Genomic DNA, 13,922 nt, shown 5'->3' on the forward strand with positions numbered 1-13,922 from the left:
GTCCGTCCCCGGCCCCGGCCCGGGGCCCTCCGGGGGAAGGGGGCCCGGCCGCCGGTGTGTCCGTCGCGATCGCGTCAATGTGGGCGGGCGCGGGGAGCACGACTCCTCACGGCGGACGCATCGTTGCGCAGGACGACGGGCCCGCCGCGTGGCGCGAAAAGGATCACCGTGGTCGGCGGCCGCCGCGTGATCCCTATGCTGGCGGGATGGTCGAGATACCTCTTTCCGCACTCGAAGTCGCGATGGTCCAGACGGGCACCCGGGCCCTGGAGACCCTGCGGGACACCGCCGCCTTCGCCCAGGAGCTGGAGCGGCTGGGCTACCACCGGATCTGGTACGCCGAGCACCACCACTCCCCCGCGATCGGCGCGTTCCCCCCGGTCGTCCTCGCCGCACACGCCGCGGCCTCCACCTCGTCCATCCGGCTCGGCTCCGGCGGAGTGCTGGCGCCGAACCACGCGCCCCTCACCCTGGCGGAGCAGTTCGGCACGCTGGCCGCTCTGCACCCGGACCGCATCGACCTGGGCATCGGCCGCGGCCCCGGGACCTTCGACGAGGGCATCGCGCGGGCGCTGCGACGCGGCGCCGGGCCGACGACGGACGCGGAGTACCGCGACGACGTGGCGGCGATCCTGTCCTTCCTGGTGGACGAGGTCGCGCTGGGCCCGCTGCCGCAGCCCTGGCTGCTGGCCTCCAGCCCCGCCGGGGCCGCCCTCGCCGCCGAGCTCGGCCTGCCGGTCGCCGTCGCGCACCACATCCGGCCCGAGAACACCGGTGCGGTCCTGGAGCGGTACCGGGCCGCGTTCATCCCCTCGCCCTGGTGCGAGCGGCCACGGGTGCTGCTGTGCGTGGAAACGGTGTGCGCGGAGACGGAGGAGGAGGCCCGGCGGCTCGTCGGCCCGATGGACGTCGTCAAGGCCGGGCTGCTCAAGGGGATCAGCGACATCCCCTTCCCCACGCCCGAGGAGGCGGCCGCGCACGTGTTCACCGAGCCGGAGCGGGCCGCCCTGGCGGGCTTCCGCGCCCGGCAGGCGGTCGGCACGCCGGAGACCGTCGTCGGGCGGCTGCGGGAACTGGCCGGGGAGACGGGGGCGGACGAGCTGATGCTGACCACGCCCGTCTACGGCTTCGCGGAGCGCGTCCGCTCGTACGAACTGATCATGAAGCACTACGGGGCGTAGGACGGCGGGGGCCCGGCATCCGTCCGGGGCCCGTCGGCCCCCTCGCCCCGCCGCCCGACGGGTCAGCGCGTCGCGCCGAAGTCCTGCGTCCAGTACTGGCCCGGCTGGGCCAGGCCGATGCCGATCTCCCGGTAGGAGCAGTCGAGGATGTTGCGCCGGTGGCCGGGGCTGTTCATCCAGCCCTCCATCACCTGCTCGGGGGTGTCGTAGCCGTAGGCGACGTTCTCGCCGTACGTCTGCCACTGGTACCCGGCACGGGTGATGCGCCCGCCCGGGTCGGACCCGTCGGAGCCGGTGTGGGACATGGTGGCGTGGGCGGCCATGTCGGCGCTGTGGTCCTGGGCTGCCTGCGTGAGCATCGGGTTCACGGTGACGGCGGGGCACCCGGCGGCGGCGCGCTCCTGGTTGACCAGCGCGACGACCGCGGCCTGGACGTCGGCCGGCGCCCCGGAGGCCTGCGGGGCCGGGGGCGCGGCGGCCGGCTCGGCCGGGGGCGCCGCCGGACGGGGGGCCGCGGGCGGCGGCGGGGTGTCCACGGCCTGCTCGGCCGACGGCTCGTCGACGGGCTCCACGGGTGCCGGCGGCACGGCACGGGGGAGCTCGACGGGGGTGTGCGCACGCGGCTGAGCCTGCGGGCCGCCGAGGGCGGGGTCCCGCCATGCGGCGGCGGCCGTGTGGGCCGGGCCGGTCTCCTGGGGGTCCAGGCAGGCCATGGCGGCGGTGGGAACGCCCACCATGGCCAGGGCGCCGACGGCGACGGCTATTTTCCTGTAGTGCGTCTTCTTTCGGTGCTTCCGCATGCGTGACCTCACTCGGTGATCGCGAAGCTCCCGGCGCCGGGACCGCGGGGGCGCCGGAGGAGCCGCCATTCTGGGAAGGCCCGCGAGGCGATGGCAAGCCCGAGCACGCGCGGCCCGCGCACGCTCCGTGCTCCCGCTTGAAAGGGAGGCGGGATCGTGCATGGCCCCGCTCGGACGGCATCGGCGCGAAGCTGACGCACCGCCGGAACCGGCCCCAGGCAGCCATGTTGGGCACCGACTGATAGAAGTCGACAATTCCGTTTCCGCTGGAGTGCGACCGTCCTACGCAAAATTGGACAAGTACGGAAACGCTCCCGCCCAGACGATCTCCACCCGCCTGCCGGGCCGCCGTAAGCGGTGTGTCTCATGTCACGGAACCGCCGGGCGGCCGGGCCGTCGCGGAGCCCGTCGTACGGCATGCTGGTCCGCGGACGCTCCGCGGACGACTCCACCGACGAAGACGACATCCGGGAGGACACCGGTGGCCGGCAACCGGGCTCGGTTCCAGGTCGAGGTACCGGCGGCCCTCGCCGCCGCGCAGCGGGAGGAGGGCCTGCAGGCCTGGACCGCCGCGCTGCCCGCCCTGGCCGGGGAACTGATGGACCGCTGGGACCTGCGCCTGGACGGCCCGTCGGCCCACGGGGCCGTGGCGCTGGTCCTGCCGGTGCTCCGGGCGGACGGTTCGCCGGCCGTGCTCAAGCTCCAGCCCTTGGACGAGGAGACCCGGGACGAGCCGCTCGCCCTGCGCGTCTGGGGCGAGCGCCACGCGGCCGATCTGCTGGAGGCCGATCCCGAGCGCGGTGCCCTGCTCCTGGAACGGCTCGACGCCGCCCGGCCGCTGTCGGCGGTGCCCGACGACGCCGTGGCCCTCACCCGCCTTTCCGAGCTGCTGTCGCACCTGTCCGCCGTCGCGGCCCCCGCCGGCCTGCGTCGGCTGGCCGACATCGCGGGCGCGATGCTCGACCGGGTCCCCGCGTGCTCCCGGTCCCTGGCGGATCCGTCCGAACGGCGGCTGCTGGCCTCGTGCGCGGCCGCGCTGGGCGAACTGCTCGGCGAACCCGGCGACCGGCTCCTGCACTGGGACCTGCACTACGACAACGTCCTCGCCCCCCTCGCGTCCGCACGGGCGTCGGAACGCTCCCCGTGGCTCGCCATCGACCCCAAGCCCCTCGCCGGCGATCCCGGCTTCGAACTGCTGCCCGCGCTGCGCAACCGGTGGGACGACGTCCTCAGGTCCGGCGACGTCGCCCGGGCCGTCCGCCGCCGCTTCGACCTGATGACGGAGGTTGTCGGACTGGACCGGGAGCGGGCCACCGGATGGACGCTCGGCCGCGTCCTGCAGAACTGCCTGTGGGACCTCGAGGACGGAGCCGTCAGGCTCCAGCCCGAACAGACGGCCATCGCCCGGGCCCTGCTCGGACCCGCGGCCGCCCGCCCGTAGGGCGGCCCGGCCGGGGTCAGCTCCGGCGGCGGCCGGGATCGTCCTCGCCCAGCTGGGCGATCCAGCCGTACGGGAGTTCCTCACCGTCGACGGTGACCGCCTCGACGGCCCTGCTCTCCGGGTCGATCTCGGCCCGGACCCCCTCTCCCTCGTAGCACGGGTAGCCGGACACGCCGGTGGCGCCGGTCGCTTCGACCCGGGCCGTGCGCAGCACGGCGTCATGGCCCTTGGCGTCCTGGACGCCGGGCGGGCCGGGCCGCAGGACGACGGTGTACCGGTCCGGGACGGGGTGGGCCGCGTGAGTCATGGGTCCAGGCTAGGGCCTGTCCGGCGGATCAGTGCCGGACGCCGCGCGGCGCCGGTGTCCGCCTCCCGTGTGGCGTGTCGCTCAGTCGCGGGGGCCGGGGGCGCCGGGACGGCGAGGGTGCGTCCGGGGGTGCGGGTGTGCAGGGAGCCGGTGGCGTCGATCCGCGCGACCTCCCGGCTGCCGGCGGCCAGTTGGTAGTCGTGGCCGGACGGGGCCCGCCAGATCGTCGTGGCGAGGACGTGCTGCCCGAAGCGGCCGCAGGCGGCCGTGGAGCGGGCCCGGGTAACGTCCAGGGAGGGCCCCCGCCGGGGGCCGGATCCGGATCCGGCCGTCGCCCTGGCCGGTCCAGTGGGTGGCGCGGGTGCAGGACCAGACGGCCCGGCCGGGGGTCTCGGGGAGCTCCGTGACGGCGAAGTCCCACAGGTTGACGGCCCGGACCGCCCGTCCGTCCACCGCGTCCAGGGCGCAGGCCTCCTGGGCCCAGCGGGTCAGGGCGGCGGGCCCGGTGGCCTCACGGGGCCGGCGGGCGGGCGGTGCGTCGGACCCCTCGGCGGGAGGCGTGTAGGTGAGGTGGACGGGGAGCAGTCCGCCGCGGCCGGCGAGGAGGAAGGCGTGCTTCTCCACGATGCGCGGCGAGGAGGCGAGCTCCAGCACCGGATGGGGCCCGCAGCCCCCGCCCCGGGCAGGGCCGTCCGGGAAGCCGGTGGTGACCGGGTCGGTGGTGACCGTCCCCTCGGGGCCGATCGGCACGGGCCGGACCGCGTCGGCGGGGGCGGTGAGGTCCCGGATCCCCGCGGTGGCGATCCACGGGGCGAGGAGCCGGCGGGCGGTGCCCCCGTGCCCGGGTCAGGGTGACGGCGGCCGCCGTGGTGACGTCGGCGTCGTCGGTGCGGGCGACGTCCAGGCTCCTGCGGCCGCCGCGCTCGGTGTAGCGGACGACCCGGTCGGCGTCGAGGAACACGACCACCGCCGTCCCCGGCCGGGGGTCTCCCGCGAAGAGTCAGCTGCGGCGGGTGGACCGGCGGCTCCGCCGAGGCCGCGGGCGCGACGGTGACGGCCGTACCGGAGGGCGGTGCGGCCCAGGTGCCGAGGGCCCGCAGCAGGAGGGGCCGGCCCCCCCCCCTCGGCACTGGGCCACATGCGCAGCCCCCACACCCACGGCGGGAACGGCCCGCGCAGCCGTCCGGCCGAGTACCGCACCACCTCGGCCCGTACGGCGGACAGCGGGTCCCCGCCCTGCCGCGCCCGGCGCCCGGCGGCCCGCAGCGAGTGCTGGACGGCGCGGTGGGCGCGCAGCAGTTGGGGGTAGCGCTCGACGGTGATCGCCTCGGCCTGGCGCAGACCGGCTCCGGAGCCTTGACGTTGTCCCACGCCCCGGACAGCGAAGGAATCGTCATATGGTCACCCGCCGGCAGGACCGGCGCAGCCACGAAATCCCTCTTCTGACAAATCCGCCGGAGGGCATGGAATCGCCAGGTTCGCAAATTCGACAGGGGGCATGAAATACGTTTTCGCGCAAGGGACTTGAGCCGGAATTCCAAGCTTGACGGCGCCGTGGTGTTTGCTTATGGTCCGGTCGTCCGGGTTACCGCCGATCGACAGTCAAAGGTATTCATGACCACGCCTCCGACGTTGCCGAAATCCAGGCAGCAATTGGTCCTTTCCGTTCTCATGCTGTGTTCGCTGTTGATCTGGCTGGAGAACACCGTCCTGAGCACCACGCTGGAGACCCTCGCGGACCCGGTCCGCGGGCTGGGGGCCGACCCCGGTCAGCTGCAGTGGGCGACCGGTGCGTACACGCTGGCCTTCGCCACCTTCATGTTCACCGCGGGGTCGCTGGGCGACCGGTTCGGCCACCGCACCGTGTTCTCGGGCGGGTTGGCGGTCTTCGCCGGGGCCTCGCTGTGGGCGGCGTACGCCGGCGACGTGGACCAGCTGATCGCGGCTCGAGCCGTGATGGGTGTGGGGAGCGCGCTGATCACCCCGGCCACCATGGCCATCCTCATGTGGACCTTCACCGGCCCCGCGCGGGCCGGCGCCATCGGCGTCTTCTCGACCTCGGCCGGTGTCGGAATGGCCGCCGGCCCGGTGCTGGCGGGATTCCTGCTCGACCATTTCCGGTGGGGCTCGGTCTTTCTGGTCAACGTCCCCGTGGCGGCATTGGCATGGGTGGGGGTCGCCGTCCTGGTTCCGGATTTCCGCAGCCCCGTTCCGCGGCCCTTGGATCCGGCCGGCATGCTGCTGTCGGCCGGTGGGCTCGTGGCGTTGGCCTACGGGCTGATCCGGGCGGGGCAGGTGGCGGCGTGGAGCGGGGCCGACGTCTGGGGGCCGATCGCCGCCGGTGTGGTCCTGCTGGCCGTCTTCGTCCTCGTCGAACTGCGCGTCGAGGCGCCCGGCTTCGATCCGCGGCTGCTCGCGCGGCGCGCCTTCGGCGGCGGCAACCTGGCGCTCGGTCTGCTGCTCTTCGCCGTGGCGGCCATCACCTTCTACCACGCCTTCTACCTGCAGGGCGCGCTCGGGTTCTCACCGATGCGGGCGGGCCTGGCGAACATCCCGACCGCGCTCGGCGCGCTCGTGGGGGCGCCCCTCGCCACGCGCCTGGTCCGCCGCCTGTCGCTGCGCCTCGTCTGCGTGCCGGCGCTGACCGTGGCCGCGCTGACCATGGGCGGGTACGGGTTCCTCGGGCTCCGGACCCCGTTCGCCGGGATCGAGGCCCTGCTGTTCGTCCAGGGCCTCTCGGTCGGCATGGTGATCGGTCCCGTCACGGCCGCGCTGATCGGTGATCTGCCCCTGGAGCAGGCGGGTGCGGGATCGGCCGTGACCAACACCGTGCGGCAGACCGGCAGTGTGATCGGCATCGCGGTGGGCGGCACCGTGATGTCGATCGTCTACCGGCGGGCGATCGAGCCGTCGCTGGAGGGTGTGCCCGGTCCCGTCCGGGAGCAGGCACGGGCTTCCGCCGAACAGGCCCGCCACGTCGCCACCGCCGCCGGCCGGCCCGCACTGGCTCAGGCCGCCGATGACGCGTTCGTCCACGCCATGCACGTCGGCGCGGTCTGGATCGCGGCCGTCGCGCTCCTGGGAGCGGGCGTACTGCTGATCACCCTGCCCGCCGCCGGGGCGAGGAAGGACCGGGAAGGGGAGCCGGACCCCGAAGCGTCCCGCGGCTCCGTCCGAGCGGGGCGGCCGGCCGGAAGCTGAGCAACCGTCAGCCCCTCGCGTCCGCCCCGTCCAGGAGCGCCCCGGAGATCACCAGGGGACCCGGCCGCCTGCGCGGCGGCCTGGTCACCGCCCCCTGGGGCGGCCGCGCCCTCGACGGGCGGGGGCGGGCCGGCCGGCGCAGCTGTTCCACCGCTCCCCGTTCAGCGCCGTCAGGCCAGTCGGGCGGAGGTGTGGTCGGCTCGCGGCGGGCCGGGGCGTGCTGCGCGCATGAGCGCCGTGTAGAGCAGCAGGGAAGCGGTCAGGCCCACCGCCCAGCCGTAGTCCGCCAGCGGCTTGAGGAAGGGGATCAGGCCCTGTGCGGGGAACGGGCCCTTGCCCGGGGCCGAGTGGGAGCCACCGACTGCCAGGACCCCGCCGACCCCGAAGGCCGCCAGGGCCCGGAGGTTCCAGCCGCCCGTGTACCAGTACGGCCCGCCCTCCCGGTAGAGGTCGGGCAGCGAGAGCCGGGTGCGGCGCACGGCCCAGTAGTCGGCGATGAGGACGCCGGCCACGGCGCCGAGCAGCCCGCCGACCAGGCCGAGCCAGGTGAAGATGTACAGCTCGGGGGTGGACGTCAGCTTCCAGGGCATGACCAGGACGCCGACCACGCCGGTGATCAGCGCGCCCCGGCGGAAGTCGATGAGACGGGGGGCCAGGTTGGCCAGGTCGTAGGCCGGGGAGACGACGTTGGCCGCGATGTTCACCGAGATCGTCGCGATGAGGACGGTGACCAGGGCGAACAGCAGCCCGAAGACGCTGTCGGTCTTGGCGACGAGCTCCACGGGGTCCCAGATCGGGGCCCCGTACACCGCCTCCGAGCCGGAGGTGACGAACACCGACAGCAGCGCGAAGAGGGTCATCGTCGTGGGCAGCCCGAGGGTCTGCCCGAGGATCTGGGAGCGCTGGCCCGCGCCGAAGCGGGTGAAGTCGGGGATGTTGAGGGAGAGGGTGGACCAGAACGCGATCATCCCCATGAGGGAGGGGAAGAAGACGGGCCAGAACTCCGCGCCCCAGCCGAGCCGCGACGGCTGGTCGAGCAGTTCGCCGAAGCCGCCCGCCTTCGTCCCGATCCACACCAGCAGGGTCAGCGCGCCGACGATGACGAAGGGTGCGGCCCAGTTCTCGAAGCGTCTCAGGGCCTCCATCCCCCGGTAGATGATGGCGAGTTCGAGGGCCCAGAAGACGACGAAGCACAGCCACAGCGTCCACGGCTCGCCGCCGATCTCGGCGGCCCCCGCCCAGCCCCCGAAGATCTTCCCGAGCAGGACGAAGATGCCGGAGCCGCCGATCCAGGTCTGGATCCCGAACCAGCAGCAGGCCACGGCTGCCCGGATGAGCGCGGCCAGGTTGGCTCCGCGGACCCCGAACGAGGCCCGGGCCAGAACGGGGAACGGGATCCCGTACTTGGGGCCGGCGTGCCCGGTGAGGAGCATCGGCACGAGCACGACGAGGTTGGCGAGCGCGATGGTGAAGACGGCCTGCTTCCAGTCCATCCCCAGGGCGACCAGCCCGGAGGCGAGCAGCCAGGAGGGGATGTTGTGCGCCATGCCGACCCACAGGGCGGTGAAGTTGTACGTCGTCCAGCGCCGCGCCCCGACCGGTACGGGGAGCAGGTCGGGGTTGGCGAAGCGGCCGTCGGAGGGGACTTCGCCGGGGGCGAGCTCGACGCGGTCCCCGGTCTCGGAGGTCGAGTGGTCGGGCATGTACGCACACCCCTTCGGGTCGGGTGGAGAAGCCGGTCGGGAGGGGACCCGGTGCGGGACTCCCCTCCAGGAGCCCCTCCATCGTGTCGCCCCGCACCGCTCGGGAGCGAGAGGGACACCATGCCTTCCCGGCACGCGCCGCGCCACGGGTTCCGCCTGCCCATCGACTCCGTGCGCCGGCGGCGGCGCGCGCTGTCGGTCGGCTGTCGGCGGGGGCCGCCTTCTGTCGGTGCGGTGTGAGCGGACTCCGGGACCTTGGGAGGCGGGCAGGGACCGGCCGGTGAACGGACCGGGGCCGCCCGCCGTGACCACACCCCTGAGCATCCGGGAGCCACCATGCCCTCCACCCCCTCCGTGCCCCTCACCCCGCCGTGGGACGTCCACCGGCTGCCTTCCGCCGCCGGGAAGACCTTCCTGGTCACCGGCGGCAACGCGGGCATCGGCTACTTCGTCGCCGAGCAACTCGCCGGCACGGGCGCCACGGTCGTCCTCGGCAGCCGCGACAGGGCGAGGGCCGAAGCGGCGATCGCCTCGATCGGTGCGCGCGTCCCCGGCGCAGCCGTGCGGCACGTGCCCCTGGACCTGGCCGATCCCGCTTCGCTCAGGGCCTGCGTGGACGCGCTCGGGCTGGACCGCCTCGACGCGGTCGTGCACAACGCCGGCGTGGCCCTCGACCACCCACCGCGCCGGGACACCGCGGACGGCCACGAGCTGATGTTCGCGACCAACCACCTGGGCCACTTCGCACTGACCCACCACCTGGCCCCCCTGCTCATGGCGGCTCCCGGCAGCCGGATCGTCACCACCGGCAGCTTCGCCGCCAAGTCGGAGCGCCTGGACCTCGACGATCTCCAGAGCCGCCACGACTACCGGCCCAAGCGCGCCTACGCGCGTTCCAAGCTGGCCCAGATGCTCTTCGCCCTGGAGCTGGACCGCCGTCTGCGGGCCGCCGACAGCACGACGCTGAGCGTGCTCGTCCACCCCGGCGGCGCGCTCGACTCCCTCACCCCCTCGCGCCCGCCCGTCCACGTCCGCACCCCGGGCGCACGGCTGAGCCGCCTGCCGCTGCGCCTCGTCGTCCAGGGCAAGGACGCCGCCGCGTGGCCCGCCGTCCGGGCGGTGCTCGACCCGGCGGTGCGCGGCGGCGTGATGCTCGGCCCCCGGGCGTTCGGGCTGCGCGGCACGCCCAGGATCGAACCCCTCTGGGAACACCTGGCCGACACCGCGACCGCGGCCCGGCTGTGGGCGGCCAGCCGCGACCTGACCCGGCTCGAACCGGCTTTCAGGTGACGGCCGTTCGGGATTTCCCAAAACCCCTTGCCCAATGGTCAAGAAGCGTTGACCATTGCTGTCATGCCTACCGATGATCTTCCCGAGACGTTCCACGTCACCACGGACGAGCAGCTGCGCGCCGTCTCCAACCTCACGCGCCACCGGATCATGGCCGTGCTCCGCTTCGAGCCCGCGACGATCACGCAGATCGCCGCCCGGGTCGGCCTCGCGAAGGGCAGTTCCAGCTACCACGTGCGGCTGCTGGAGCGGGCCGGCCTGGTGAAGGTGGTGCGGACGCGGAAGGTCCGCGGGGTCAACGAGCGGTACTACGCGATGGCCGCGCGGTCGATCCTGCTGCCCGACCCGGGCGAGGGCGAGCCGGACCTGCTGATGCGGCACGCGGTGGCGGACCTGGAGGCCGCGCCCGCGAACAGCGAGCGGCACGTGCGGATGGCGCACCTGCGGCTCACCGACGAGCAGTTCGCGGAGCTGGGGGCGCGGCTGATGGCGCTCGCGGACGAGTTCCGCGAGCTGTCCGACCCGTCGCTGCCCGACGCGTCGCTCGTCTTCGCGCTGTTCCACCCGGCGACGGGCGAGCAGGCCGCAGGGGAGGCCCAGTGACCTCCGAACTCCGCAAGCTCCCGGCCGGCTTCGGCCGGCTGTGGACCGCGCAGACGGTGTCGTCGCTCGGCGACGGGGTGATCCACGCCGCGCTGCCGCTGATCGCGCTGACCCTGACCCGGGACCCGCTCGCCCTCGCCGTCGTCACGGCCGCCGGAACGCTGCCCTGGCTGCTGTTCGGGGTGCTCGGCGGTGCGCTGGTGGACCGCTGGGACCGGCGGCGCACGATGTGGGTCACGGACGCGCTGCGTGCGGCGCTGCTCGCGATACCCGTGACGGCGGCCGCGCTCGACGTGCTGAGCATCGCGCTGCTCGCGGCCGTCGCCTTCCTGCTCGGCCTCGGCGGACTCTTCTTCGACACGGCCGCCACCGCCTATCTGCCGGACCTCCTCGGCCGCGACCCCGCGCTCCTGGAGCGCGCCAACTCCCGCCTGCGCGGCACCCAGACGGCCGCGTCCGGCTTCGCCGGGCCGCCCGCGGGCAGCGCCCTGCTCGCCCTCGGGCGGGCCGTGCCCCTGCTCGCCGACGCGGTCTCGTTCGCGGTCTCCGCCCTGCTCGTGCGGTCGCTGCCCGCCGTGCCCCGGCCGGTGCCGCAGGCCCGCGAGTCGCTGCTGCGCCAGGCACGGGCCGGCGCCTCCTACGTGTTCCGGGACCGGCTGCTGCTGGGACTGGCACTGCGCCCGGCGGTCGGGAACGTCGCCTTCCTCGCCGTGGAGACCGTCCTCGCCCTGTTCGCGCACGACCGCCTCGGCATCGGCACCCTCGGCTTCGGCCTGCTCCTGACGGCGGAGGCCACGGGCGGTCTGCTCGGCGCCGCCACCGCCTCCTTCCTCGGCCGCCGCCTCGGCACCGGCACCGCCCTGACCTGCACGGCCGCGATCGAGGGCCTCGCCGTCCTGGGCCTCGCCGCCGCCCCGAACCCGTACGTCGCCGGCCTGGCGCTCGCCGTCTGCGGCGCGGGCATGGGCGCCACGATGGTGCTCGCCCCCTCCCTGCGCCAGACGATCGTGCCGCCCGAGCTGATGGGCCGGGTCGCCTCCACCTCCCGGATGCTCGCCATGTGCGCCGCCCCGTTCGGCGCCTTCCTCGGCGGCTGGCTGGCGACCGCCTACGACGTCCGCACCCCGCTCTACACCGCCGCCGGCCTCCTCCTCGCGATGACGGCCGTCACCGCGACCATGACGAGCAACCGCCGGGTCGAGGCGGCGCTGCGCGGCGTCGCCCCTGCGGCCGGGGAGCCCCCGACGGCCGGGGAGCCGGCCCGGGAGGGCGCGCTCGGCGCCTCGTGACCCGGGCCCCCCGCCCCTCGCCCCCTCAGTCGGCGGCGTGGGGCGCCGCCGTGCGGGCGCGTACCTGCTCGGGGGTCAGGTAGTCGTCTCCGTGCTCGAACTCCCGCAGGGTCGGCGGCTTGCCGGCCCGCAGGCCCATCCGGACGAAGTCGTCCCCGGCCACGGCGTTGAGCAGCCAGTTGGTCAGGACGCGCGTCTTGGCCACGTTGGTGCGCAGCGCGGACCAGTGGTAGCCGCGGGCCACGGCCTGGGCCGGGAGGCCGCGCAGCGGGACGCCCAGGGGCTTGGACACCGCGTCGGTGCCGCCGAGGTCGACGACGAGCCCCAGGTCCTTGTGCACGTACGGCCGCAGCGGCCGGTTGCGCAGCGTCGCGATCAGGTTGTCCGCGAGGACGCGGCCCTGGCGCAGGGCGTGCTGGGCGGTGGGCGGGCAGACGGCCCCCTCCTGTCCGGAGGCGAGGTCGGGGACGGCCGCGGCGTCGCCCAGCGCGAAGACCCCGGGGGCGTCGGGCACCGTCATCTCGGGCGTCACCAGCAGCCTGCCGCGGACGGTTTCCGCGCCGAGCGTGCCGATCAGGGGACTGGCCGCCACCCCGGCCGTCCAGATGAGGGTCCTGCTGGGCAGGACCCGGCCGTCGGTGAGGGTCACCTCCGTGGGTCCGGCCTTGGCGACGCTGACGCCGAGGGAGACCTGGATGCCGCGGCGGCGCAGCACGTCCAGGGCGGTGCGGCCCAGGGAGTCGCCGAGTTCGGGCATCAGCTTCGGGGCGAGGTCGAGGAGGTGCCAGGTGATCTCGCGGTGGTCCAGCCGGGGGTAGCGCTTGACGGCGTGGTGGGTGAGCCGTTGCAGGCAGGCCGCCGTCTCGGTGCCGGCGTACCCGCCGCCGACCACGACGAAGCACAGCCGCGAGGCCCGTTCCGCCTCGTCCTCGCTCGCGTCGGCCAGGTCCAGCTGGGAGATGACGTGGTCGCGCAGGTGGGTGGCCTCGGCGAGGGTCTTCATGCCCCGGGCGTGCTCGGTGAGTCCGGGGATGTCGAAGGTGCGGGTGATGCTGCCGGGAGCCAGCACCAGATGGTCGTACGGCTGGTCCACCAGCTCGCCGGTGATCTTGCGGATGACGCAGACCTTCGCCCGGGTGTCCACGCCGACGGCGCTGCCGGGGATGATCCGGGTGCGGTGGCGGCTGCTGCGCCGCAGGGAGACGGCGACGGACTGCGGGGTGAGCACTCCGGACGCCACCTGGGGCAGCAACGGGAGGTAGAGCTGGTAGGAGTTGGGGGTGACCAGGGCGATGTCCGCCTCGGCGGGCGCCAGCCCGCGCTCCAGCCGGCGGATGCACTCCACCCCGGCGAATCCGGCTCCCACCACGAGGATCCTCGGTCGTTCCACGGTGTCCGTCCCTTCTCGGGCCTGCCAGGTCTCCCCTTCACCTGCCCGCCGCGGGCGAGGCGGAACGGATCGGTTCCGCGCTACTCCCGGGCGGGGAGCCCGCTGCTCCGTGCGGGCTATGCCCGGCGGCATCGCGGCTTACCGGGCGACGGGCAGGGCAGGTGTGGAGGCGTGAGAGAACACGTGAACCACCGCTACGCCGTCGCCGTCCTCCGCCGCGGCGGCGGCTGGGAGTGCGTCCGGCTGGAGCGCACCGCGCTGACCGGACTCGACGAGGCGATCGGCGCGGTGCGCCAGGCGGCGACCGAAGACGCGGACGCGGTGTTCGGGTTCTTCAACGCGGACGAGGCGTTCTTCCTGATCGTGCGGCCCACGGAGGCCGGCACGGACCTGATGCTGTCGGACACCCGGGCCGCCGAGCAGCACACGCTCGCCGCCGAGGTCCTGGACGTCCTGCGCCCCGGCGCGCCCGCGCAGGGTGTGGCCGGGCCTTCGCCGGCCGGCGCGCTGGGCATCCTGGCCGACGCCGGGATCGGCCCGGCCGACATGGCCGCCCTCCTGCGGGCGGGTGGCGTGCCCGACGAGCAGTTGCGGAGCCTGGCCGAGCAGGCGGGTTTCGGAGCCGGGTTCGAGGACGCCCGGCGGTAGCGCGCCGTAGCCGAACTCCCGTTAGTTGAGCGGAAAATATCTATTTGGAAGCCGTGCTGGCCGAAAATA

The 13,922-nt window shown here is 74.5% G+C and carries 13 protein-coding genes; 8 read left to right on the plus strand and 5 right to left on the minus strand.

Annotation, left to right across the window (positions count from 1 at the left end; translation table 11 throughout):
• The first annotated feature begins 206 nt into the window (after positions 1–206).
• Entirely contained in the window at positions 207–1,181 is a 975-nt protein-coding gene (locus ACFY0O_RS01975; protein WP_388941535.1) for an LLM class flavin-dependent oxidoreductase, read from the plus strand.
• A gap of 62 nt (positions 1,182–1,243) precedes the next feature.
• On the opposite strand, the gene ACFY0O_RS01980 is transcribed toward ACFY0O_RS01975, so the two are convergent.
• Entirely contained in the window at positions 1,244–1,981 is a 738-nt protein-coding gene (locus ACFY0O_RS01980) for a CAP domain-containing protein (RefSeq protein ID WP_388941537.1), read from the minus strand.
• Positions 1,982–2,462: 481 nt separating this feature from the next.
• Between ACFY0O_RS01980 and ACFY0O_RS01985 the strand changes: the two genes are divergently transcribed.
• Positions 2,463–3,422 carry an aminoglycoside phosphotransferase family protein gene (locus ACFY0O_RS01985; RefSeq protein ID WP_388941540.1) on the plus strand — a complete coding sequence of 320 codons (960 nt, stop codon included), beginning with the start codon at positions 2,463–2,465 and terminating at the stop codon, positions 3,420–3,422.
• A 16-nt stretch (positions 3,423–3,438) separates the two neighbouring features.
• On the opposite strand, the gene ACFY0O_RS01990 is transcribed toward ACFY0O_RS01985, so the two are convergent.
• Positions 3,439–3,729 carry a DUF6296 family protein gene (locus ACFY0O_RS01990; RefSeq protein ID WP_388941542.1) on the minus strand — a complete coding sequence of 97 codons (291 nt, stop codon included), beginning with the start codon at positions 3,727–3,729 and terminating at the stop codon, positions 3,439–3,441.
• An 81-nt stretch (positions 3,730–3,810) separates the two neighbouring features.
• Complete coding sequence (locus tag ACFY0O_RS01995; RefSeq protein WP_388941545.1) at positions 3,811–4,479, minus strand: hypothetical protein; 669 nt, start codon at positions 4,477–4,479, stop codon at positions 3,811–3,813.
• 388 nt (positions 4,480–4,867) lie between these two features.
• On the opposite strand from ACFY0O_RS01995, the gene ACFY0O_RS02000 reads away from it, so the two are divergent.
• Positions 4,868–5,038, plus strand: a complete 171-nt coding sequence (locus ACFY0O_RS02000) for a hypothetical protein (protein ID WP_388941548.1) — start codon at positions 4,868–4,870, stop codon at positions 5,036–5,038.
• Positions 5,039–5,400: 362 nt separating this feature from the next.
• Positions 5,401–6,930, plus strand: coding sequence for an MFS transporter (locus ACFY0O_RS02005; RefSeq protein ID WP_388941550.1), 1,530 nt, complete (start codon positions 5,401–5,403; stop codon positions 6,928–6,930).
• Between the two features lie 170 nt (positions 6,931–7,100).
• On the opposite strand, the gene ACFY0O_RS02010 is transcribed toward ACFY0O_RS02005, so the two are convergent.
• On the minus strand, positions 7,101–8,633 hold the full coding sequence (locus tag ACFY0O_RS02010) for an NCS1 family nucleobase:cation symporter-1 (protein ID WP_388941553.1): 1,533 nt from the start codon (positions 8,631–8,633) through the stop codon (positions 7,101–7,103).
• A gap of 336 nt (positions 8,634–8,969) precedes the next feature.
• On the opposite strand from ACFY0O_RS02010, the gene ACFY0O_RS02015 reads away from it, so the two are divergent.
• The 3 genes from ACFY0O_RS02015 (at position 8,970) to ACFY0O_RS02025 (ending at position 11,815) form a co-directional block, all read left to right on the plus strand.
• Positions 8,970–9,923 carry an SDR family NAD(P)-dependent oxidoreductase gene (locus tag ACFY0O_RS02015; RefSeq protein WP_388941556.1) on the plus strand — a complete coding sequence of 318 codons (954 nt, stop codon included), beginning with the start codon at positions 8,970–8,972 and terminating at the stop codon, positions 9,921–9,923.
• Between the two features lie 63 nt (positions 9,924–9,986).
• Entirely contained in the window at positions 9,987–10,526 is a 540-nt protein-coding gene (locus tag ACFY0O_RS02020) for an ArsR/SmtB family transcription factor (protein WP_388941558.1), read from the plus strand.
• Entirely contained in the window at positions 10,523–11,815 is a 1,293-nt protein-coding gene (locus ACFY0O_RS02025; protein WP_388941560.1) for an MFS transporter, read from the plus strand. The genes ACFY0O_RS02020 and ACFY0O_RS02025 overlap by 4 nt, the downstream gene beginning before the upstream one ends.
• Before the next feature lie 25 nt (positions 11,816–11,840).
• Here ACFY0O_RS02025 and ACFY0O_RS02030 read toward each other — a convergent pair whose 3' ends face one another.
• A complete protein-coding gene (locus ACFY0O_RS02030; protein WP_388941563.1) occupies positions 11,841–13,205 on the minus strand; it encodes an NAD(P)/FAD-dependent oxidoreductase in 1,365 nt (454 codons plus the stop codon).
• Between the two features lie 171 nt (positions 13,206–13,376).
• Here ACFY0O_RS02030 and ACFY0O_RS02035 point away from each other — a divergent pair, with 171 nt between their 5' ends.
• A complete protein-coding gene (locus ACFY0O_RS02035; RefSeq protein WP_388941565.1) occupies positions 13,377–13,853 on the plus strand; it encodes a tRNA adenosine deaminase-associated protein in 477 nt (158 codons plus the stop codon).
• The last annotated feature ends 69 nt before the right edge of the window (positions 13,854–13,922 follow it).

It is taken from the genome of Streptomyces sp. NPDC001594 (assembly GCF_042893675.1).
GTDB lineage: Bacteria > Actinomycetota > Actinomycetes > Streptomycetales > Streptomycetaceae > Streptomyces.

Bases quoted from the DNA above. Each gene is read 5' to 3' on its own strand.
- ACFY0O_RS01980 (WP_388941537.1), bottom strand. From the start codon at position 1,981: ATGCGGAAGCACCGAAAGAAGACGCACTACAGGAAAATAGCCGTCGCC.
- ACFY0O_RS01975 (WP_388941535.1), top strand. From the start codon at position 207: ATGGTCGAGATACCTCTTTCCGCACTCGAAGTCGCGATGGTCCAGACG.
- ACFY0O_RS02000 (WP_388941548.1), top strand. From the start codon at position 4,868: ATGCGCAGCCCCCACACCCACGGCGGGAACGGCCCGCGCAGCCGTCCG.
- ACFY0O_RS02015 (WP_388941556.1), top strand. From the start codon at position 8,970: ATGCCCTCCACCCCCTCCGTGCCCCTCACCCCGCCGTGGGACGTCCAC.
- ACFY0O_RS02005 (WP_388941550.1), top strand. From the start codon at position 5,401: ATGCTGTGTTCGCTGTTGATCTGGCTGGAGAACACCGTCCTGAGCACC.
- ACFY0O_RS02010 (WP_388941553.1), bottom strand. From the start codon at position 8,633: ATGCCCGACCACTCGACCTCCGAGACCGGGGACCGCGTCGAGCTCGCC.
- ACFY0O_RS01990 (WP_388941542.1), bottom strand. From the start codon at position 3,729: ATGACTCACGCGGCCCACCCCGTCCCGGACCGGTACACCGTCGTCCTG.
- ACFY0O_RS02020 (WP_388941558.1), top strand. From the start codon at position 9,987: ATGCCTACCGATGATCTTCCCGAGACGTTCCACGTCACCACGGACGAG.